Source organism: Mycobacterium sp. 155 (genome assembly GCF_000373905.1).
In the GTDB taxonomy this organism is placed as follows: domain Bacteria; phylum Actinomycetota; class Actinomycetes; order Mycobacteriales; family Mycobacteriaceae; genus Mycobacterium.
Map to the genome: position 1 here is coordinate 4,299,960 of NZ_KB892705.1, position 20,097 is coordinate 4,320,056.

Annotated in this window: 16 protein-coding genes and 2 pseudogenes; 10 read left to right on the forward strand and 8 right to left on the reverse strand. The window is 65.6% G+C overall.

The genetic code is table 11. From position 1 onward, the window contains the following. Positions 1-13: 13 nt before the first annotated feature. Positions 14-811 (forward strand): polysaccharide deacetylase family protein, encoded by a 798-nt coding sequence (locus B133_RS0120500; RefSeq protein WP_018603698.1) that lies wholly within the window; start codon positions 14-16, stop codon positions 809-811. A 114-nt stretch (positions 812-925) separates the two neighbouring features. Further along, the gene (locus B133_RS0120505; RefSeq protein ID WP_157625927.1) at positions 926-1,855 is read left to right on the forward strand and encodes an FHA domain-containing protein; all 930 of its coding nucleotides are present in this window, start codon (positions 926-928) and stop codon (positions 1,853-1,855) included. Between the two features lie 11 nt (positions 1,856-1,866). Here the strand turns inward: B133_RS0120505 and B133_RS0120510 are convergent, their stop codons facing one another. Further along, positions 1,867-4,953, reverse strand: coding sequence for an FAD-dependent oxidoreductase (locus B133_RS0120510; RefSeq protein WP_018603701.1), 3,087 nt, complete (start codon positions 4,951-4,953; stop codon positions 1,867-1,869). 109 nt (positions 4,954-5,062) lie between these two features. Here B133_RS0120510 and B133_RS23925 point away from each other — a divergent pair, with 109 nt between their 5' ends. Both B133_RS23925 and groL read left to right on the forward strand, forming a co-directional pair. Next, the gene (locus B133_RS23925; protein WP_018603704.1) at positions 5,063-6,814 is read left to right on the forward strand and encodes a serine/threonine-protein kinase PknH/PknJ; all 1,752 of its coding nucleotides are present in this window, start codon (positions 5,063-5,065) and stop codon (positions 6,812-6,814) included. Between the two features lie 256 nt (positions 6,815-7,070). After that, complete coding sequence (groL, locus tag B133_RS0120520; RefSeq protein WP_018603705.1) at positions 7,071-8,696, forward strand: chaperonin GroEL; 1,626 nt, start codon at positions 7,071-7,073, stop codon at positions 8,694-8,696. A 64-nt stretch (positions 8,697-8,760) separates the two neighbouring features. Here groL and B133_RS23075 read toward each other — a convergent pair whose 3' ends face one another. Continuing rightward, positions 8,761-10,212 (reverse strand): PE-PPE domain-containing protein, encoded by a 1,452-nt coding sequence (locus tag B133_RS23075; protein WP_018603707.1) that lies wholly within the window; start codon positions 10,210-10,212, stop codon positions 8,761-8,763. 196 nt (positions 10,213-10,408) lie between these two features. Then, positions 10,409-10,786: a hypothetical protein gene (locus B133_RS0120530; protein ID WP_018603709.1), complete on the reverse strand. Its 378-nt coding sequence runs from the start codon at positions 10,784-10,786 to the stop codon at positions 10,409-10,411. Positions 10,787-10,882: 96 nt separating this feature from the next. Here B133_RS0120530 and B133_RS0120535 point away from each other — a divergent pair, with 96 nt between their 5' ends. From B133_RS0120535 to B133_RS0120555, 5 genes are all read left to right on the forward strand, one after another. Continuing rightward, positions 10,883-11,401 (forward strand): mycothiol transferase, encoded by a 519-nt coding sequence (locus tag B133_RS0120535; RefSeq protein WP_018603711.1) that lies wholly within the window; start codon positions 10,883-10,885, stop codon positions 11,399-11,401. Further along, positions 11,398-11,955, forward strand: coding sequence for a hypothetical protein (locus tag B133_RS0120540; protein ID WP_018603713.1), 558 nt, complete (start codon positions 11,398-11,400; stop codon positions 11,953-11,955). The genes B133_RS0120535 and B133_RS0120540 overlap by 4 nt, the downstream gene beginning before the upstream one ends. A gap of 99 nt (positions 11,956-12,054) precedes the next feature. After that, on the forward strand, positions 12,055-13,584 hold the full coding sequence (locus B133_RS0120545; protein WP_018603714.1) for an aldehyde dehydrogenase family protein: 1,530 nt from the start codon (positions 12,055-12,057) through the stop codon (positions 13,582-13,584). A gap of 72 nt (positions 13,585-13,656) precedes the next feature. Next, positions 13,657-14,526, forward strand: a complete 870-nt coding sequence (ppk2, locus tag B133_RS0120550) for a polyphosphate kinase 2 (RefSeq protein WP_018603716.1) — start codon at positions 13,657-13,659, stop codon at positions 14,524-14,526. 46 nt (positions 14,527-14,572) lie between these two features. Next, entirely contained in the window at positions 14,573-15,427 is an 855-nt protein-coding gene (locus B133_RS0120555) for a hypothetical protein (protein ID WP_018603718.1), read from the forward strand. 10 nt (positions 15,428-15,437) lie between these two features. Here B133_RS0120555 and B133_RS0120560 read toward each other — a convergent pair whose 3' ends face one another. From B133_RS0120560 to B133_RS0120575, 5 genes and pseudogenes are all read right to left on the reverse strand, one after another. Next, positions 15,438-15,845 (reverse strand): DUF1622 domain-containing protein, encoded by a 408-nt coding sequence (locus B133_RS0120560; RefSeq protein WP_018603720.1) that lies wholly within the window; start codon positions 15,843-15,845, stop codon positions 15,438-15,440. 200 nt (positions 15,846-16,045) lie between these two features. Continuing rightward, a pseudogene (locus B133_RS24525) lies at positions 16,046-16,211 on the reverse strand (enoyl-CoA hydratase); the annotation flags it as partial. Further along, positions 16,209-16,301, reverse strand: a pseudogene (locus tag B133_RS25405) (enoyl-CoA hydratase); the annotation flags it as partial. The pseudogenes B133_RS25405 and B133_RS24525, both read right to left, overlap by 3 nt. Before the next feature lie 4 nt (positions 16,302-16,305). Then, the gene (locus B133_RS0120570) at positions 16,306-16,506 is read right to left on the reverse strand and encodes a hypothetical protein (protein WP_026256688.1); all 201 of its coding nucleotides are present in this window, start codon (positions 16,504-16,506) and stop codon (positions 16,306-16,308) included. A gap of 9 nt (positions 16,507-16,515) precedes the next feature. Next, complete coding sequence (locus B133_RS0120575; protein WP_018603724.1) at positions 16,516-18,510, reverse strand: prolyl oligopeptidase family protein; 1,995 nt, start codon at positions 18,508-18,510, stop codon at positions 16,516-16,518. 62 nt (positions 18,511-18,572) lie between these two features. Here B133_RS0120575 and adh point away from each other — a divergent pair, with 62 nt between their 5' ends. After that, positions 18,573-20,096: an aldehyde dehydrogenase gene (adh, locus tag B133_RS0120580; protein WP_018603725.1), complete on the forward strand. Its 1,524-nt coding sequence runs from the start codon at positions 18,573-18,575 to the stop codon at positions 20,094-20,096. Position 20,097: the final 1 nt, after the last annotated feature.

Below are 20,097 nucleotides of genomic sequence, written 5' to 3' on the forward strand. Positions count from 1 at the left end.
TACCATCCGGACTGTGATCACCAGGCGGGGATTTCTCGCCGCCACCGCGGCAACCGCCGTCGGCTCACTGGCCGCCCTCGGTTCATTGGCCAGCGCCGGTGCGCCGCGCGCCTGGGCCAACCCGGTGCCACCTGACCCCGGCAGCATCGCGAGTCTCAACCGCGGTCGGGTCCCGAGGCGGTGGGGGACCGCACTGCCCGGCATCATGACGTCGTTCACGCCAACCGGTCGGCAGGTCGCCCTCACCTTTGACGCCTGTGATGGCGCATGCGATGACGCGTTGCTCAACACCCTGCAGGACCACGGTGTGCCCGCGGTGCTGTTCTTCAACTGTCGGTGGATCGACCGCAATGCAGACCGGGCCGCGCAACTGGCGGCCAATCCGCTGTTCCAGATCGGCAACCACGGCACCCGGCATGTTCCGCTGTCGGTCACCGGTCGGTCGGCCTACGGGATCGCCGGCACCCGGTCGGTCGACGAGATCGTCGACGAGGTGTGGCGAAACCATCAGCGGCTCACCGCGCTGACCGGCAGAGCACCCGTCTGGTTCCGGCCCGGCACCGCGTACTACGACGACGTGGCCGTCGACATCGTTCACCAGCTCGGCGAGCAGCCACTCGGTTTCACGGTCAACGGCGACGCCGGCGCGACGGCATCGGCTGCGAGGGTCCGTAGCAATCTGACGTCGGCGACGCCGGGGTCCATCGTGATCGCGCATATGAACCACCCGAACTCGGGCACCCACATCGGCATCGCCGACGCGATCCCGCAGATGCAGGCCGCCGGTTGGCAGTTCGTCACACCGTCGTGACGCCTTGGCGGCTCGGATAGCCACGCCCGTCCGGAGTAGCCGGCTGGTACGCGCGCTGAGGCGCACTGCGCGCTTTAGGATGGCCACGGCGGCAACATTGAAGGGCGGCGCCGGGTGCAGCGGACTCCATCCATAGTGGGTGTGGTGGGCGGTGACGGCCTTATCGCGAGATTCGGCGATGTCGTCGCGTACGTCGGTGATCAGGGCGAACAGGCGGCGGCAGTACTGGCCGCTGTCGAGTCGGCATCCCACGGGCCGCGTCCAGGTATGGCGGTGGCCGAACGGATAGCACCCGCCGTGTTCGGGGTAGTAGCTCGCGATGTGCCGTGTGGGATCGTCGCAGCCGTCAGCGAAGGCCTGTTGGTGTTGCTGCACGGTGCGGTGACCGCCGACATCGAGACCCCGCGAGGCAAGCAGTGCCTGTCTGGCAGCAGTGGGCCGGCCTGGGTCCAGACGACGCTGCCCGATCCGGTGCTCAATGTGGTGCTGCATGGCAGCCGGCATCGGGGCGCTCGAATGATTCCGCACACCGATCTGCGGGAGGGCGTGGTTCCGGGCGGCGGTTTCGCGGCGATACACGACGAGGCCCCGATCGCCGCACCCGCGCCGGCGCAGATCGTCGCTACCGAACGCATACCTTCGGCGGCAGACCTCGGCCGGACCGCACAGTTCAGCGGCCCGGAAGCACCGGCGCATACCGCAGCCGTCGACCTTCGGGGCGGTGCCTTGATCACCGAGGACGGCGCGATATACCCGTTGGACCGGCCCTATGCGATCGGACGGGCTCCGCTCGCCGACGAGTCCGTGCGCACCGCGATGGCGTCACCGATCGTCGTCCCCTACGACCCGTACGTATCGCGCGTGCACGCATACGTCACGGTGGCCGACGGCACGGTGTTCGTCACCGACGCGGGTACGCACGCGGGGACCTTCATCGCCGCCCCCGGCGCGAAGGACTGGACGCGGGTGGGCACCGCGCCGGCCCGGCTCGAGCCAGGGTGGAGCATGCGGATCGGGGGCTGGATCGCCACGTTCCAGCCGTGACCGCGGCACCCTCAGCGTACGGGCGACGGGCGCTCGGCGAGCACGCTCCAGTCCCCGGCCCGCAGCGCCGCGTAGGCGTCGCGGCTCACCTCGGCACCTGACCGAACCGCCTTCTGCGCGCTAGTCACGTCCGCGGGATGGTGGCCCAGGACGGTGGCGCCCACCGCACGCCCGTCGGACAGCACCAATCGACGGTAGGACGGTACCTCGGGTCGGTCGATGACGATGACATCGTCGGTTCCGGATGCCTCCACCTGACCAGTCGAGAACAGCTCCAACCCAACACCTTTCAGGATCGTCGCGGGTGTCTCAGCCGTCAGGACGATGTCGCCGCCGAGCGCGTTGACTGCGGCCGCTTCCGCTTGCTGGACGGCAATCGGCCACAGCCCCAGCACCTTTCCGTTGTGTTCGGCGACGTCACCGGCGGCGTAGATCCACCGCACCCGCGTCCGCATGTGGTCGTCGACCAGCACGCCGCGCCCGACCGGGATTCCCGCGTCACGGGCCAGGTCCACGTTCGGGCTGATCCCGGTCGCGGCGAGGAATAGCTCGCAGGTCAATGTGCGGCCGTCCTTGAGCACCGCGCCCGTCACCGCGGGCGTGCCGACGAGCCGGTCCGTCTCGGCGCGGTGGATCACGGTGATTCCCGCCCTGGCGAAATGCATTTCAACGATCTCCGAACAGCGGGCGTCGAGCTGGCGGCTGAGTAGCCGGGCGCCGCGCTCGAGCACTGTGACGTGCAGACCGAGAAGATGCAGGGCATAGGCGGCCTCGAGTCCCAGCAGGCCCCCGCCGGCAACCACCGCCCGCCGACAGCCGTGCTGTTGGACATACGAACGCAGCCGCATCGCATCACCGGCCTGCCGGAGCGCGAAGCTTCCGGGTCGGTGCAACCCGTGGATCGGCGGTGTTGTCGCACTGGAACCCATCGCCAGGATCAGCCGATCGTAGGGCAGTGTTTCGCCCGTGCCCAGCAACACGCGCCTGCCCCGGATATCGATGCGCCGCGCCAGCGTGTTGAGCCACCCATGCACCTGGTGGTCGTCGAACCATTGTTCGGGCAACAGATACAGACCCTGCATGGCCGTGCGGCCGTACACAATCCGTGAAATGCCCATTCGGTTGTACAGCATGTGCGGCTCTTGCCCGACAAGGTGGATCTCGCAGTCGGGATGGCCGCGGCGGACGAAGTCGGCGGCGGTGATGCCGGCGATGCCCCCGCCGATGATCACTACGCTGACGATCGAGCGGTCATAGCGAGTCGAGCTCGTCCCGCGTCCGTCACCGGGTTCCGGTGTGAGCGAGACGGTCACGGTGCCCGAGCTGATCCGGGCGCAACACGCCATCCGGGTGGACTTGCCCAAGCCGAGGCGTCGCAACGTGTTGAGCTCATCCTGGTCGGGGCCCGACAGACACGAGGCGCCGTCGAGAATGGCCACCGGGTCAGCGCCGCACACTCCCATCCGGCAGCCGGCCTCGATCGGCTGACCGTTGGCCTCGGCCGCGTCGAGCACACTCATTCCCGGATCGACGGGCACCGCGTCGCCGTCGGCTTCGAACCGGACCGCTGCTCCACTGTCGACGGGTGCGCTGGTATCCGGTTTGGAACGCCGCAACAGAACTGGTGCCTGCCGCATTCCCGCCGTCCAGGCGAACTGCAGCTCCACGACCCGGGTGCGCGCGATCCAGAGCAGCGTCAGTGCGGCGATGAGCGCGCTGATCCCCCAACGCAGCCAGCCGACCTCCATCCCGGTCACGGTCCTGAACGAGGCGGCCAGGACGGGGCCGGCGAACCAGTAGAAGATGTTGAGCGCCGCGGCGGCGTAGCCGATAGCGACCATTGCGGGGCTCAGCGGCGAAACCGCCTCGACCGCATAGAAAGACCCGACACTGACCAATACGAACAGTGCGAGCAGCGAATACCTCTCCAGCGGGTGCATGCCCGCGTCGCCGACGGCGGTGAAGAAGCCGAGGATGAACCCGGGCAATGCGGCGATGAACAGCTTGCGCGGCCCGGTCCATCCCCGGTCGGTGTCGTTCAGGTCGGCCTGGTAGGCCGCGCGCGGTTTGAAGTCATAGCAGTTCTTCGCGCAGCCAACGCAACTCGGGCAGTGACTGTTGGCCACCGTGATGTACGGGGTCTGGCCGTAGGCGCGCTGCACCGGGAACAGCGGGCAAATGCTGCTGCACCAGCCACTCTTGCCTTTGAAGACGTAACCTCCGGCGAACGCCACCGCTGCCACCACCGTCAGCACGGCACCAGTGGCGACACCGCTGTGGTCCAGACCCATCAACCGAGACCCCGCGATCCCGAAGAACAGTGCCATCGCGATCAGAAATCCGCGGTTGCGCAACCAGTCCGGTGGATCGAGAGCGCGGCCGAAACCAAGGACTCGCGGGATCTGGTTGGTCGCGGCGAGGGGACAGATGTTGCGCCAGAAGCCCGGCGCGACGAGGAAAAGTAGCGGTAACAACGGCACAACCACGCCGAAGAAAACGAACAGGCCGACGGATGGATACACGAAAAGTGTTGCGATCAGCGCGAAGTACCCGACAATGCTGAGGACGCGGATGGCTTGCCACACGCGCAGCGGTAACCGCGCCGGCAGTTCGGTGTATGCCGGAAAGAGGTCACGCTCCCCGGTGGGGTCGATGCCGAGCACCCTCTCTGCCACGGCGACGATCGGCGACGGCGGGGTTTCGGGGGCCGGCGGCGGGGGCGGCGAGACGGCGACGAGGCCGAGGCGCGTCGCGTCGTAGTCCGGCGGGATCACCGGACGCTCGGCGGTGGCGGGCGCGCCAGGCGCCGACAGCACGATGATCTCGGACTGCCCGAGCCGCAGGACGTCGCCGGTGGACAGCGTGGCGCGGCCGGTCAATCGGATGCCGTTGAGCGTGGTCCCGTTGCGGCTGTCGAGATCGATCACCGACAAGGCTGTCGGGCTGGGCACCACCCGCAAATGCTCGCGTGAGACTCCTTCGTCGGTGAGATTCACACCGGCACAGTCCCTGCCGAACATTATCGGGCCGGTGAGCGCGAGCCGCCGCGGCGGCCGACCCCGCTCCCGGATCTCGATCAACGGCTTGCGTCGGCTCATTGCACCGCTCGTTCCCATGATGCTGGTTTGCTAGATCGTACGTGTGGCGGGGCAACGGCGGCATCCGAACAGGGCTATCCAGTCGCCGATAGCGCTATAGACTTCCGGCATGCCATTGGCACCTGGTGACGCATTCGCGGGATTCGCGATCCAGCGGCTGCTCGGGGCAGGCGGAATGGGCGAGGTCTATCTCGTCGACCATCCGAGATTGCCCCGTCGCGAAGCACTCAAGATTCTGCCGTCGACCGTCACGGCCGACACCGAGTTTCGTCTACGGTTCAATCGGGAAGCCGATGTTGCCGCCGCGCTGTGGCATCCGCACATCGTTGCTGTGCACGACCGCGGTGAATTCGATGGCCAGCTATGGATCTCGATGGACTATGTCGAGGGGATCGACGCGGCTGCGCTCGTGCGGGATCATTTCCCGACCGGTGTGCCCACGCCCTTTGCGACGGAGATCATCGACGCCGTTGCCGAGGCGTTGGACTATGCCCACGAGCGCGGCCTGCTCCATCGCGACGTCAAGCCGGCGAACATTCTGCTCAGCGACTCCGATCCTGCGGCGCGCGGGCGTCGAATACTGTTGACCGACTTCGGAATTGCGCGCCGAATGGACGATGCCAGCGGGCTGACCGCGACGAATATGACGGTCGGCTCCATCGCCTATGCGGCGCCCGAACAGCTGATGGGCTCGTCGTTGGACGGGCGCGCCGACCAATACGCCCTGGCCGCCACCGCTTTCCACCTGCTCACCGGGAAGGCGCCGTTCGACAACTCCAATGCCGCGGTGGTCATCAGCAGCCATCTCTCGGCGCCGCCACCGCTGTTGGCGGACCGCAGGCCCGACCTGGCGCATCTGGACCCGGTGATATCCCGAGGCATGGCCAAGAATCCCGCGGATCGGTTCGCGAACTGTCATGAGTTCGCCCAAGCGCTGAGCAGCCAGGTCGAAGCGGCGCCGCCGGTAGACCATGCCACGATGGTGGCTCCGCTGGCCGCGGAGTATCCCGCCGACCAGGTGACGCAGGCCGCGCGTCCGTCGGTTCCGCCGTCACCGACGTCACCACCGCCCGCTGTAGCCGCGAAATCCGGCGGACGGCGCATATGGATCGCCGCCGCCGTGCTCGCCGCCGTACTCGCGGTGGTTGGTGGTGTGATCCTGATACCGCGGTTGACCGGCACGGACGCCGCGCAGCCGTCTGGGTCGGAAACTCAGACGTCGGGGGTGTCGACGGCAGAACCGACCTCGATCGCGGCCAAATCGACGGAAGCTGCAGCACCATTGGTCACTGCGGCCGACGTGTCGCGGTTACTGCTGACGGACAATATGCTCAGCACCGTTGTCGGCGCGCGGGTCGACACCGTCGACACGTACAGTGCGCCCTTCGACACCACCGGTGTGATCGAGCCCGCCGAGTGCGCCGGAGCGGTGCTCACCGGCTCGGGCATGGTCTACGACCACGTCGGCTACCTCGCGTTGCGTCAAGTGGTCGCCTTCCCACCCGAAGGGAATCCGTCGAACGTGTTCGTCGAGCAAACAGTTGTGCTGGCGCCCACCGCGGACATAGCGGCGCAGGTCCGCGCCAACTCGCAACGGCAGTGGCAGAACTGCTCGGGCACGGTTGTCACGAATAGCGACCCGCACTGGACCACCACACCGCGAGACGTGCAGGTCCGAGGGGATCTGATCGTGCTCGATCGCCCTGTAGGCGAATACACGGTGCCGAACTATCGGTGTCAGCACACCATGGGCGTCTGGTCCAATGTCATCGCTGAGGCATTGGTGTGCAACGACACCGACATCGGCGAGCAGTCGCAGACCATCGTGGAACGGATCCTGGCCGCCGCGGCCAAAGCCTGACGCGGGTGGGTCCCAGATGGCTTGGTCCGGTCGTGGTCGCGAACTTGATACCAGAGACGATTAAGCCCAGAGTGAGCGTCCTTGCACTCGCCCAGGTTGAGTGCTAAGAATGCAGTTGGCACTCTCGATTAGTGAGTGCTAGGTCGGGACGGTGAGGCCGGGGCCGCACCTGCGGGAGCACACCCCAGTCGTCCGTCGCGGGCACTAAACCCGACCACAGAACGTGCGATCCCCTAACCGGAGGAATCACTTCGCAATGGCTAAGACAATTGCGTATGACGAAGAGGCCCGTCGCGGCCTCGAGCGGGGCCTGAACGCCCTCGCCGACGCGGTAAAGGTCACGCTGGGCCCCAAGGGTCGCAACGTCGTCCTGGAGAAGAAGTGGGGCGCCCCCACGATCACCAACGATGGGGTTTCCATCGCCAAGGAGATCGAGCTGGAGGACCCGTACGAGAAGATCGGCGCTGAGCTGGTCAAAGAGGTCGCCAAGAAGACCGACGACGTCGCTGGCGACGGCACCACCACCGCCACCGTCCTGGCCCAGGCCCTGGTTCGCGAAGGTCTGCGCAACGTCGCTGCCGGCGCCAACCCGCTCGGTCTGAAGCGCGGCATCGAGAAGGCCGTCGAGAAGGTCACCGAGACGCTGCTGAAGAGCGCCAAGGAGGTCGAGACCAAGGAGCAGATCGCTGCCACCGCCGGTATCTCGGCCGGCGACCAGTCCATCGGCGACCTGATCGCCGAGGCCATGGACAAGGTTGGCAACGAGGGTGTCATCACCGTCGAGGAGTCCAACACCTTCGGCCTGCAGCTGGAGCTCACCGAGGGTATGCGCTTCGACAAGGGCTACATCTCGGGTTACTTCGTGACCGACGCCGAGCGTCAGGAAGCCGTCCTGGAGGATCCCTACATCCTGCTGGTCAGCTCCAAGGTGTCGACCGTCAAGGACCTGCTGCCGCTGCTGGAGAAGGTCATCCAGTCCGGCAAGCCCCTGCTGATCATCGCCGAGGACGTCGAGGGCGAAGCCCTGTCGACCCTGGTGGTCAACAAGATCCGTGGCACCTTCAAGTCCGTCGCCGTCAAGGCCCCGGGCTTCGGTGACCGCCGCAAGGCCATGCTGCAGGACATCGCCATCCTCACCGGTGGCCAGGTCATCAGCGAAGAGGTCGGCCTCTCGCTGGAGACCGCCGATGTCGCGCTGCTGGGCCAGGCCCGCAAGGTCGTCGTGACCAAGGATGAGACCACCATCGTCGAGGGCGCTGGCGACAGCGATGCCATCGCCGGTCGCGTGGCCCAGATCCGTGCCGAGATCGAGAACAGCGACTCCGACTACGACCGCGAGAAGCTGCAGGAGCGCCTGGCCAAGCTGGCCGGCGGTGTTGCGGTGATCAAGGCCGGTGCTGCCACCGAGGTGGAGCTCAAGGAGCGCAAGCACCGCATCGAGGACGCCGTCCGCAACGCGAAGGCCGCCGTCGAGGAGGGCATCGTCGCCGGTGGCGGCGTGGCCCTGCTGCAGTCGGCTCCGGCGCTGGAGGAGCTGAAGCTCACCGGCGACGAGGCCACTGGCGCGAACATCGTCCGCGTCGCGCTGTCGGCTCCGCTGAAGCAGATCGCCTTCAACGGTGGGCTCGAGCCCGGCGTTGTCGCCGAGAAGGTCACCAACGCCAAGCCGGGTGTGGGGCTCAACGCCGCCACCGGCGAGTACGAGGACCTGCTCAAGGCCGGCGTTGCCGACCCGGTGAAGGTCACCCGCTCGGCGCTGCAGAACGCGGCGTCCATCGCGGCGCTGTTCCTCACCACCGAGGCCGTCGTCGCCGACAAGCCGGAGAAGGCCGCCGCACCTGCGGGCGACCCGACCGGTGGCATGGGCGGTATGGACTTCTAAGTCCTGCTCTTTTACGGGAAAGCCCGGCTCCTTTTGGGAGCCGGGCTTTTTCGATTCTGCAGCGCTACGCGGCGTTCTTGTCGTCGCTGGTATCGGTCTTTGGCTTGGCGGTCTTCGAAGTGCCGGGGTGGGGGAGTGATTTGGCGGCATCTCGCAGTGACGGCATCTTCGGCAGGCCCGAAGACCGTTGTGATGCAGACAGTTTCGGTGGCTTCAGGGTCTTCTTGAGGTCGGTTCGAACGCCGGTCTTGACGTCGGTGGCAGCCGGCGCCTCGGATGCGGTCGCGGCGGGTTTCGTCAGCGAGGGCAGTGCCAGCGGGATCAACCGCGCCGGCTTCTCGGAAGGCGTTGAATTGATCTGTGCGGCAGTAGCATTCGTGGGTGCTTGGACCTGAGTCGGTTCGGTGGCGATCCCGGTGTGTACGGCCGGCGGTGGGTCCTGGAAGTTGTTGACACCCTGCTGGGCCGCGCCCGGCAGAGCCTGGGCGGCCTCGATGACCTTTTGTGGCGGCGTGATGAAACTGAACTGCGTCGCAGTGGCGGGGCTGGTGGTGCGGTCGTAACCCATGTCGACGACCGTCCGCACGACGGGCTCGACGGCGTCGATGCCACCCTGCGACACGCCCAGCACGTCAGCGGCTTGGCGCAGGGGCATCAGCAGCGGCAGGTGATCGGTGTGGATCACATAGTAGGTGGTGGTAGCCTCGCCGTCCTGGTTGACGACGGTCTTGGTGGAGCCATCCGAGTAGTGGTAAGTCGTTGTGTCGCCGTTCGTTTCAATGCTCACTGCGTTGGCGTCGGAATACTGGCTCATGTCGATGTTGTCGTAGTTGGCGTCAGGATGCACATACACCACCGCCGCCGCTGCGTTCGCCAGTGACAACGGGTTGAAGTACGCCGGGAAGTCGCCGTAGGGGTCGTACTCCCGAGTGATGTCGGTGGTCGTGAACTGATCCGGGCCCACCGCGCCGGTGGACTGGATGTCCGCCAAAGGCACGTAGAGCCAAGGGAATCGGGCGAAGATGCCCCCGTTGGGCTTGTTGGCGTTGGCGATGAGGACGAACTCGAGGTTCGCCGGCGCATTGTCAGGGTCCGTGTTGAGCTCCTGCCGCTGCTTGTTGGCCACTACGGCACCGAGGGAATAACCGACGACGACAATGTGATCGTCAGGGGTGTTGGGCGAGCCCGAATTCGCGATTGCCGCGCCGAGTTGGCCGTTACCGTCATTCACCGACTGCGCAAAGGTCGGTGCCGTGAGTCCGCTGACCGGCCAGATCGATGCCAAATACTCGACACCGTTCGCGTCGCTGTACTGCCCGTCGAGCTTGTTCTTGATGTTGCTGCTGGACGGGTCGTCGTTGCCGCCCACCCCGATCACATAGTTCGCCAAAGTCGCGGCGATGGTCGGGCTGTTCAGCGCGACCGGGGTGATGAGTACACAGCTGGCGGCGACCGCCGCAGTACCCGCGACAGACCGACGAGCTGACCGCTCGTTACGCGCATGACGACCAGACATACAGACCCTCCCGCATATGCCCGCCGCGCCGAGGGCAAAGCCATGACGCGTTGGTGATGAGACAGTAACGGCCGACTCACCCCGCTGCAATGCGATTCGGGCAAACTCGTAGCGGGAGGTATTTCCGTGGTCAACTAGATGGGGTGCCGCGAGATATGGCTAACTCGGGGCGCAGATCTCCGGAGATCGGAACTACTCAGCTTTTTTCGAGCGGCACGCAGTCGTGCAGGCAGCCGCTGGGAGCCGAGGGTGCTTCGGGTTCTGCTTTGCGGTGCAGCACCGCGCGGTTGGGAACAACGCGCACGTCGTCGCCGCTCAGTTCACCGGTGCCGTCGACGATCAGGGAGTAACCACCGGGCTCGCGGGGTGGCCAGATCACCGTGACAGCCGCGTGTTCGGCCAGATTGGCGCGGGTGTGGCGGCCGGCAGCGCCGACCTGGATGACGCTGTCGACCAGCACGGGGTCGACGGCCACGGTATGTGCCCGGAAGTCCTCGCCGACGGTGATCAGATAGGCGAACGTGAAGTCGGCCATCGCCTCGGCCAGTTGATCCAGATCCACCTTCACAGTCATGACGCGGCCACCGATATCCCGTCGTTGCTCATCCAACCAACGTACGACGATCGTCGGCGCAGGGGTCAAGGGGGCGCGCCGGGTAGCGTCGCTGTCATGACCTCTGCCGAATCCGATGCCGTCCGCGAACTGTTGCGCGATGCCTTCTCCCGGCTGATCGAGCACGTCGACGATCTCACCGATGGGCTCAGCGACGAAGCCGCGACCTATCGCCCGACGCCGCAGGCGAACAGCATCGCCTGGCTGATCTGGCACAGTGCCCGCGGCCAGGATCTGCAGCTGTGCGACATCGCGGGGTTCGAACAGGTGTGGTTCCGCGACGGGTGGGTGGATCGTTTCGGTCTCGACTTGCAGCGCGACGACATGGGCTACGGCCACAGCGCCGCCGACGTCGCGAAGGTGCGCGCCCCCGCACACCTGCTGGCCGGCTACTACCGGGCCGTGCACAAGGTGACGCTGGAGTACATCGCCACCGTCACGCCCGTCGAACTGAGCCGCATCGTCGATACCCGCTGGAATCCGCCGGTGACTGCGAGCGTGCGGTTGGTCAGCATCGTCGATGACTGCGCACAGCACCTGGGTCAGGCCGCGTATCTGCGCGGCATGACCGGGTGATCGCCCGGTGGTGGCCGCCGATCGGGCTGGCGGTCATGCTGTTGCTGGGCTGGGCCATTGGCCAGGGGCCGACCGGGATCGACACCTGGTTCCAGCGGCTGGGCTGGGAGATGGGGCGGTACCGCAACGTGTTTCTGCTGTTCACGTATCCGCCGGCGGTGGCGCTGGTCTTAGTGGGCGTGATCGCGGTGACGTTGCGCCGAAGACAGTGGCGGCTGGCGATCGCGATGCTGCTCAGCCCGCCGCTGGCCATCGTTGCCGTACAGCTGTGTAAGCGGATGTTCGGCCGCGAGAAGGGCGGTTCGTTGTGCTATCCGAGCGGCCACACCACATTCGCGGTGGTGGTGTTCGGCCTGCTGGTGGTCGCGGCGGGTGTCGCGGTGTGGGCGGTGGTCGTCGCGGCTTCCTTGGCTGTGCTGGCCATGTTCGGCCAGGCCATCACGTATCACTACTTCACCGACACCGTCGGCGCGATGCTGTTCTCGACGTCGGTGGTGTGCCTGGTGGCCTTGGTGGCCCGGCGTGATCGGCAGACCGCGTCAGCAGTTAGCTGAGAGCGCGGCCCGGGGCGCAGGCTCGATGAGCCGAACCCGCACTTGACAGGTGTCAACCCTGCTGCGACGTGGGTCACAAATGATGGTTAACATTGCCCCATGACCGCGACGCCTCATGTCGATCGGCCGGCTCCGTTCACTGGATTCGGCACCATCCACAGCCCCGCGACCGGTGCGGTCGCCGGCCGGGTGCGCTGGACCGATGCGGTCGACGTGCCGCGGATCACCGCCGGGCTGCGCGAGGCGCAGCGCGAGTGGGAGGCCCGCGGCGCCAAGGGGCGTGCCAAGGTACTGGCTCGCTACGCCGTGTGGCTGGGGGAGCACCGCGACGAGATCGAGAAGCTGCTGATCGCCGAGACCGGCAAGTCGGCGGTCGACGCGGCTCAAGAGGTGCCGCTGCTGATCGTGATCCTGTCGTACTACATCAAGACGGTCGAGAAGGCCATGGCGCCTGACGTCCGTCCGGCACCCTTACTGTTCTTGTCGGTCAAGAAGATTACCGTCCACTACCGGCCCCGCCCTGTGGTCGGCATCATCGCGCCGTGGAACTACCCTGTCGCCAACGCGATGATGGACGCGATCGGTGCCCTGGCCGCCGGATGCGCTGTGCTGCTCAAGCCGTCTGAGCGCACCCCGCTTACCGCCGAGGTGCTGCTGCGCGGCTGGCTGGATTCCGGCGCCCCCGAGGTGCTGGCGCTGGCCCAGGGTGCCCGTGAGGTGTCCGAGGCCGTCATCGACAACTCCGACTACATCCAGTTCACCGGCTCTAGCGCCACCGGCGCCAAGGTGATGGAGCGCGCCGCCCGTCGGCTCACCCCCGTAAGCCTCGAACTCGGCGGCAAAGATCCGATGATCGTGCTGGAGGACGCCGACATCCAACTCGCGGCCAACGCCGCGGTGTGGGGCGGAATGTTCAACGCCGGCCAGACCTGTGTGTCCGTCGAGCGGGTCTACGTGCTCGAGCCAATCTACGACCAGTTCGTGGCCGCCGTAGTGCGTGCCGTGGAGAAACTCAAGATGGGCTCCGGCGAGGGCTACCACTTCGGCTCGCAGATCGACGACAGCCAGGTCGCGATCACCGATCGGCACGTCAGCCAGGCCGTCGCAGCGGGCGCCAAGGCGCTGACCGGCGGCAAGCGGCGGGATGGGGAAGGTAGCTTCTATCCGCCGACGGTGCTGGTCGACGTCGACCACTCGATGTCGTGCATGACCGAGGAGACCTTCGGCCCGACCCTGCCGATCATGAGGGTGAGCTCCGTCGAGGAAGCCGTGCGGCTGGCCAACGACAGCCAGTACGGGCTGAGCGCCTCGGTGTTCTCCCAGGACATCGACCGGGCGAAAGCAATTGCCCTGCAATTGGATTGCGGCGCGGTCAACATCAATGACGTGATCTCCAACCTGATGTGCACCACCGCCCCGATGGGCGGCTGGAAGACCTCCGGTATCGGCGCCCGGTTCGGCGGTGTCGATGGCGTGCGCAAGTTCTGCAAACAGGAGACCGTCGTGGTGCCCCGCACGAGAAAGGTCGCGGGCGGCAGCTACTACAACAACTCCCACAAGGCGCTGGCCCGGATGAACAAACTGGTGACCTGGCTGGCGCTCGCGCGCCCCCGGCGAGTCGCCAAGTAATCCGAACGCGACGCCACCTGGCGTTCATCCCGCAGTCACCTGTCTGTACGACGAGCTGGCTACTTTCGGCGGGTGACCACTCTGGATAACTCTGTTGTTGAAGGCTATGCCGTCCGCGACGACGATGACGACGACCCCGAGCTGCTGCTTCTGCCCAGCGGCGAGGTGGTCGACACGTGGCGCGAGGGCTACCCGTACGACGAGCGGATGAAGCGGGCCGACTACGAGGAGCAGAAGCGGCTGCTGCAGATCGAGTTGCTCAAGCTGCAGAAGTGGAGCCAGGGCAACGGGCTTCGGCACGTCATCGTGTTCGAGGGCCGGGACGCCGCGGGCAAGGGTGGCACTATCAAGCGGTTCATGGAGCACCTCAACCCGCGCGGTGCCCGGGTCGTCGCGCTGGAGAAGCCGACCGAGAAGGAACGCACGCAGTGGTACTTCCAGCGCTACGTCAACCACTTGCCGGCCGCCGGTGAGATCGTGCTGTTCGACCGGTCCTGGTACAACAGGGCCGGCGTCGAGCGGGTGATGGACTACTGCACGCCCAAACAGCACGCCGAATTCATCCGGCAGGCACCGCTGTTCGAGCAGATGCTCGTCAACGACGGCATCAGCCTGACCAAACTGTGGTTCTCGGTGACCCAGTCCGAGCAGCGCACCCGGTTCACGATCCGTCAGGTGGATCCGGTGCGGCAGTGGAAGCTCTCACCTACCGACCTTGCATCGCTGGACAAGTGGGAGGACTACACCGCGGCCAAAGAGGACATGTTCGCCTGGACGGACACCGAGATCGCGCCGTGGACCGTGGTGAAGAGCAACGACAAGAAGCGCGCCCGCATCAACGCGATGCGCTACGTGCTGGGTAAGTTCAACTACGACAACAAGGACCATGAGGTGGTCGGCCAGGCCGATCCGCTGATCGTGGGGCGTGCGCTCTCGGATTGATTTTGGACCCGACCCAGGCCGTCCCCAACCAGAAGAGGAGGACGGCGTGCGCTTCGTGATGGCGCTGTTCCTGTGGGTGCTGACGACGGTGTTTCTCGCCGTTGCGGTACCCACGGCGTGGGCCCAGAAGAACATCGTCGACCAGGAGGGCTACTCGGCCTTCGCGGCGGGTGCGGCGAAGGATCCGCAGCTGCAGCAGGCGGTGGCCGGTGAGCTCACCACCCAGGTGCGCACGTTGGCGTCCGGGAGCGGATCAGAAGTGAACGCCGCACTGGTGCGTGGCGTGGCCAACGCTTACACCGCGAGCGCAGAGTTTCCCGGTCAGTTCGCCAAGGCCAACGGGATCGCCCACACCTGGATGTTCACCAACCGGCTGTCCCGCGACGAGAACGGCTCCTGGGTCGTCGACCTGGCCCCCATGCTGTCGGATTCGTCCTTCCAGCAGACTCTTTCGCAGTTCAACGTCACGGTGCCGCAGACGCTCACCGTGCCGATCGCAACGTCGGCTCCCGACGCGTTGCAGCCCGGCAAGCTGCGGCCTCTGGCGGTGTGGGGTCCCTGGGTCAGCGTGGGCGCGGCGGTACTGGCCGGGGTGTTCGCCCTGCTGACCCTGGCCGCTGCCCGCTCCCGGGGTAAAGCGCTTGCCGCGCTGGGTGTGTCGGCGTTGCTTGTCGGCGCGGCCGGGTGGGCGGGGCTTGAGGTGGCGCGACGCTACCTCAACGACGTCCTCAACCACACCAGCGGTGACATCCGGCAGGCCGCCGACGCGATGGTCAACCATGCCATTGCCGGCCTGCATCAGTGGCTCAACCTGACCCTGGCTGTCGGCGGCGGGCTGGTGGTGTTCGGGGTGATCGTGGCGATGCTGGGCGGATTGCGTCGTCGCCCGGCTGACCGGTAGCCCGCCAGACTCAGACGGTGGGATCGACCCGCCCGGATGCGCGGGCTGTGCGGGCCAACACCTGCGGTCCGGTGGTCAACGCCTTGCGCCATGGTGCGACTCCGTCGACTTCGATCTCGATCGAGATGCTCAGCACCGTGCGGATGAGCACGATCATGCCGAGTACGGCGGCATCGGTGAGTGACGGCGTGGCGGTGACGGTCTTGACGATGTCCGCCGCAACGAGCAGCTCCAGTCCGAGCAGAATCGCCCCGCCCAGTGAATCTCGCAGCGTCTTGAATGCCCGGCCGCCATCGCCGCTTCTCCGCCAGGTGCGTAGGGCCAGGACGAAGGCGAACAGGAACCCCAGCACCATCGACAAGACGCCCAGTACTTCGAATGCTGTCGTTGTCTGTTCGAAGAACTCCGTCACGCGCATCTCAGCGGGCCCCTCCGAACCAGGAGGCCGCAGCCCCGTCGCGGATAGACCATCGCGCAGATCGGATCTCGGGCAGCAAGCTCACACTGGCGCGTCGCCAACCCGACCCGGCCCAGCAACTCCAGAGCAGGCATGGATGACGATGGCATGCATGGAGTGTGCCCTGTCAGTACTCCGAGCACGGGCGTCGACACGCAGAGTCAAGGCTCGATGACGTGCGACGGGTCAGGTCGGTGCTCGGTGCTCGGGTGGCGCCTGGCTGTAATCGCCCCATGGTCCGTCGCCCATGTTCTCGTAGGCCTGGTTGACGATGAGTTTCTGGGCTTGTAACTGCGACAAGGGAATCCGTGCCAACTTGGCGGCCACCCCGATCTCCGGGTCGCGTTCGGCCAGGCCGATCGCCTTCTCGATCTCGTCAGGCATGGGCGGGACGATGGTGTTGAGCTGCTCGGGCCGGAAGTCAAGAGTCTCTGGTGCTCGACTCGGTGATGGCCAACGCGATGAGCACATCGGCCGTCGTGACGAACAGGCCTGCCCAGTACATCCACTTCAGCGTCGGCTCCGGCTGAGAGGCGAAGAAGATGACGAGAAAGATCGGGCCCACGATGCCGAAGACGAACGTCATCCCTTGGATGACGAGGTAGCGCCGGAACGTAGCCATTCCAGCCACTCAGCCGCCGAGCTTTCGCCACAGGAACTCATAGGTCAGCGCGGCCTTGAACGCAGCCTGCTTGTTGTCCGCGGCGCCGCCGTGCCCGCCCTCGATGTTCTCGTAATAGGTCACGTCGTGCCCCGCGGCCTCCAGTGCCGCCGTCATCTTGCGGGCATGCCCCGGGTGCACCCGATCGTCCCGCGTCGAGGTGGTGATAAGGATCGGGGGATAATGGCGATCAGTCGAAACATTCTGGTACGGCGAGTATTTCGAGATGAACTCCCAGTCGTCCGGATTGTCGGGGTCGCCATATTCGGCCACCCAGGACGCCCCGGCCAGCAGCAGGTGATAGCGCTTCATGTCGAGCAACGGCACGCTGCACACCAGGGCCCCGAACAACTCCGGATACTGCGTCAGCATGACGCCCATGAGCAGGCCACCGTTGCTGCCGCCCGCCGCACCGAGCTGCTCGACGGTGGTGATGCCGCGCCGCACCAAATCGGCTGCCACGGCGGCGAAATCCTCGTACACCAGGTGGCGGTTCTCCCGCATCGCCCCGGTGTGCCAGCGCGGCCCGTACTCGCCACCACCGCGAATGTTGGCCGCCACGTAGGTGCCGCCGCGAGCCAGCCAGGTCCGGCCGATACCGCCCGAATAGCCCGGTGTCAACGAATTCTGGAATCCGCCGTAGCCATAGAGATACGTAGGGCTCGGCGTGGACCGCTGTCCGACCACGAAATAGGGGATCGCGGTGCCGTCGGCCGAGGTGGCGAAATACTGTGCGACGTCGATACCGTCGGCGTCGAAGAATGCCGGCGCGGATTTGAGCTTTTGCAGCGCACCGCCTGCGGTCCCGTGCAGCAGGCGCGACGGCCTGGTGAAACCACTTGAGTCGTAGAAGACCTCGTCGCCCAGCGGGTCCGTCTCGACCACGACGGTCTCGTCGCCCACCGGGATGCCGGGCGCATCCACGCGATCCCAGGTGCCGGGTGTGACGATCTCGATGTGGCTGGCGACATCGCGCCGAGTGACCAGCACCAGCTTGTCCCTGGTCCAGCTGGCCTCGGACAGGCAGCTGTGCTCATCCGGCTCGTATATCGGGACGAGTTCGCCTGTGCCGGAAAGAAATTCGTCGAAGTTGGTGGCCAGCAAGCTGCCCGCCGGGTACGTCACATCGCCGACCTGCCAGTCGTTGCGCAGTGAGATCAGCATCCACTCGCGGTGAGTCGAGGTCGTGGCGTCCGTCGGAACGTCGATGAGGATCAGCTCGCCGTCGCGCACCTCGTAGCGGAGCCGGTTGTAGAAATTGGTGTAGCGGCCGACGCGGGTGTGCTCGAAACCGGGCGTCCGGTCCACGCTGGCGATGACCCGGACATCCGTCGGCTCTGCGGCGAACACCGTCTCGGCGTTCTCCAGCGGCTCGCCGCGGCGCCACCGCTTGGCGATCCGTGGATAACCCGATTCGGTCATCGACCCCTCGCCGAAGTCGGTGCACACCAGCAGGGTGTTCTCGTCTTCCCATGACACCGACGACTTCACCTCCGGCAGCTCGAAGCCGTCAGGGACGAATTGCTTTGTGCGCATATCGAATTCACGAACCACCGTGGCATCGGCTCCGCCGCGGGACAGGCTGATCAATGCCAGCGTGTGTTCGGGCTCGATGACTTCAGGGCCGGCCCACACCCAGTTCTCGTCCTCGGAGCGGGCGAGCTCGTCGAGATCGATGATGACGTCCCAGTCGGGCTCATCGGTGCGGTAACTGTCCAGCGTGGTGCGGCGCCAGAGACCACGCGGATTGGCCTCGTCACGCCAGAAGTTGTAGAGGTACTCGCCCCGGCGGCTCACGTACGGAATGCGGGCGTCGGTGTCGAGCACCTCGAGCACCTGGTCGCGCAACTCGTCGAACCGGTCACCGCTCAGGGCCGCAACCGTCGCATCGTTGTGCTTGCGAACCCAGTCCAGGGCGTCTTCGCCGGTGATGTCCTCGAGCCACAGGTACGGATCGTCTGTCACCTCAACATTGTGCCCGCACGCGTAATGTGATCTGTGTTACACCGCCTCACGAGGAGTCGATCATGACCGTGTTTTCACGCCCGGGGGCTGCCGACGCCCTGATGTCTTTTGAGTCGCGTTACGGCAATTTTGTTGGTGGTGAGTGGGTGGCCCCCGTTGAGGGTCGGTATTTCGAGAATGCGTCGCCGGTGACGGGGCAGGTGTTTTGTGAGGTGCCGCGGTCGACCGAGGCCGACGTGGAGAAGGCGTTGGATGCGGCGCATGCGGCGGCACCGGCGTGGGGTAAGACCTCGCCGGCGCAGCGGGCGGTGGTGTTGAACAGGATTGCTGATCGGATTGAGGAGAATCTCGGGTCGATTGCGCTGGCGGAGTCGTGGGATAACGGGAAGCCGATCCGGGAGACGCTCAACGCTGATATTCCGTTGGCGGTGGATCATTTCCGGTATTTCGCGGGGGCGATCCGGGCGCAAGAAGGGTCGTTGTCGCAGATCGATGAGGATACGGTCGCCTACCACTTCCACGAGCCGTTGGGGGTGGTCGGGCAGATCATTCCGTGGAATTTCCCGATTTTGATGGCGACGTGGAAGTTGGCGCCGGCGTTGGCGGCGGGTAATGCGGTGGTGCTCAAGCCTGCTGAGCAGACCCCGGCCTCGATCCTGTATCTGTTTTCGTTGATCGCTGATTTGTTGCCGGCGGGGGTGGTGAACATTGTCAACGGGTTCGGCGTGGAGGCGGGTAAACCGTTGGCCTCGTCGAATCGAATCGCCAAGATTGCATTTACCGGGGAGACCACGACGGGCCGGTTAATCATGCAGTACGCCAGTCAAAATTTGATTCCGGTCACCCTGGAACTCGGCGGCAAGAGCCCCAATATTTTCTTCAGTGATGTGATGGCCGCCAATGACGACTTTCAGGATAAGGCGTTGGAGGGGTTCACGATGTTCGCCCTGAATCAGGGTGAGGTGTGTACGTGTCCGTCGCGCAGCCTGATTCAGGCTGACATTTTCGATGAGTTTGTGGAGTTGGCGGCGATTCGCACCAAGGCGGTGCGGCAGGGCGATCCGTTGGATACCGAGACGATGATCGGCGCGCAGGCCTCCAACGACCAGTTCGAGAAGATCTTGTCCTATATCGAGATTGGGAAGTCTGAAGGCGCCACGGTGGTCACTGGTGGGGAGCGGGCGGATCTGGGGGGTGAGCTGGCTGGTGGGTTTTATATTCAGCCGACGATTTTCTCGGGGGACAATAGGATGCGGATTTTCCAGGAGGAGATTTTCGGCCCGGTGGTGTCGGTGACCTCGTTCGGTGATTATGACGATGCGATCAGCATCGCTAATGACACGCTGTACGGCCTGGGCGCGGGTGTGTGGAGTCGTGACGGTAATACCGCTTACCGGGCTGGGCGGGATATCAAGGCGGGTCGGGTGTGGACCAACTGCTACCACCAGTACCCTGCCCACGCGGCGTTTGGTGGGTACAAGCAGTCCGGGATCGGCCGCGAGAACCACAAGATGATGCTGGATCACTACCAGCAGACCAAGAACCTGCTGGTGTCCTACAGCAACAAAGCCCAAGGATTCTTCTAGA

Excerpts from the sequence above, each read along its gene's own strand:
- B133_RS0120510 (WP_018603701.1), bottom strand. The coding sequence starts at position 4,953 with ATGAGCCGACGCAAGCCGTTGATCGAGATCCGGGAGCGGGGTCGGCCG.
- B133_RS23925 (WP_018603704.1), top strand. The coding sequence starts at position 5,063 with ATGCCATTGGCACCTGGTGACGCATTCGCGGGATTCGCGATCCAGCGG.
- groL (WP_018603705.1), top strand. The coding sequence starts at position 7,071 with ATGGCTAAGACAATTGCGTATGACGAAGAGGCCCGTCGCGGCCTCGAG.
- B133_RS23075 (WP_018603707.1), bottom strand. The coding sequence starts at position 10,212 with ATGTCTGGTCGTCATGCGCGTAACGAGCGGTCAGCTCGTCGGTCTGTC.
- B133_RS0120530 (WP_018603709.1), bottom strand. The coding sequence starts at position 10,786 with ATGACTGTGAAGGTGGATCTGGATCAACTGGCCGAGGCGATGGCCGAC.
- B133_RS0120535 (WP_018603711.1), top strand. The coding sequence starts at position 10,883 with ATGACCTCTGCCGAATCCGATGCCGTCCGCGAACTGTTGCGCGATGCC.
- B133_RS0120545 (WP_018603714.1), top strand. The coding sequence starts at position 12,055 with ATGACCGCGACGCCTCATGTCGATCGGCCGGCTCCGTTCACTGGATTC.
- B133_RS0120560 (WP_018603720.1), bottom strand. The coding sequence starts at position 15,845 with ATGCGCGTGACGGAGTTCTTCGAACAGACAACGACAGCATTCGAAGTA.
- B133_RS0120570 (WP_026256688.1), bottom strand. The coding sequence starts at position 16,506 with ATGGCTACGTTCCGGCGCTACCTCGTCATCCAAGGGATGACGTTCGTC.
- adh (WP_018603725.1), top strand. The coding sequence starts at position 18,573 with ATGACCGTGTTTTCACGCCCGGGGGCTGCCGACGCCCTGATGTCTTTT.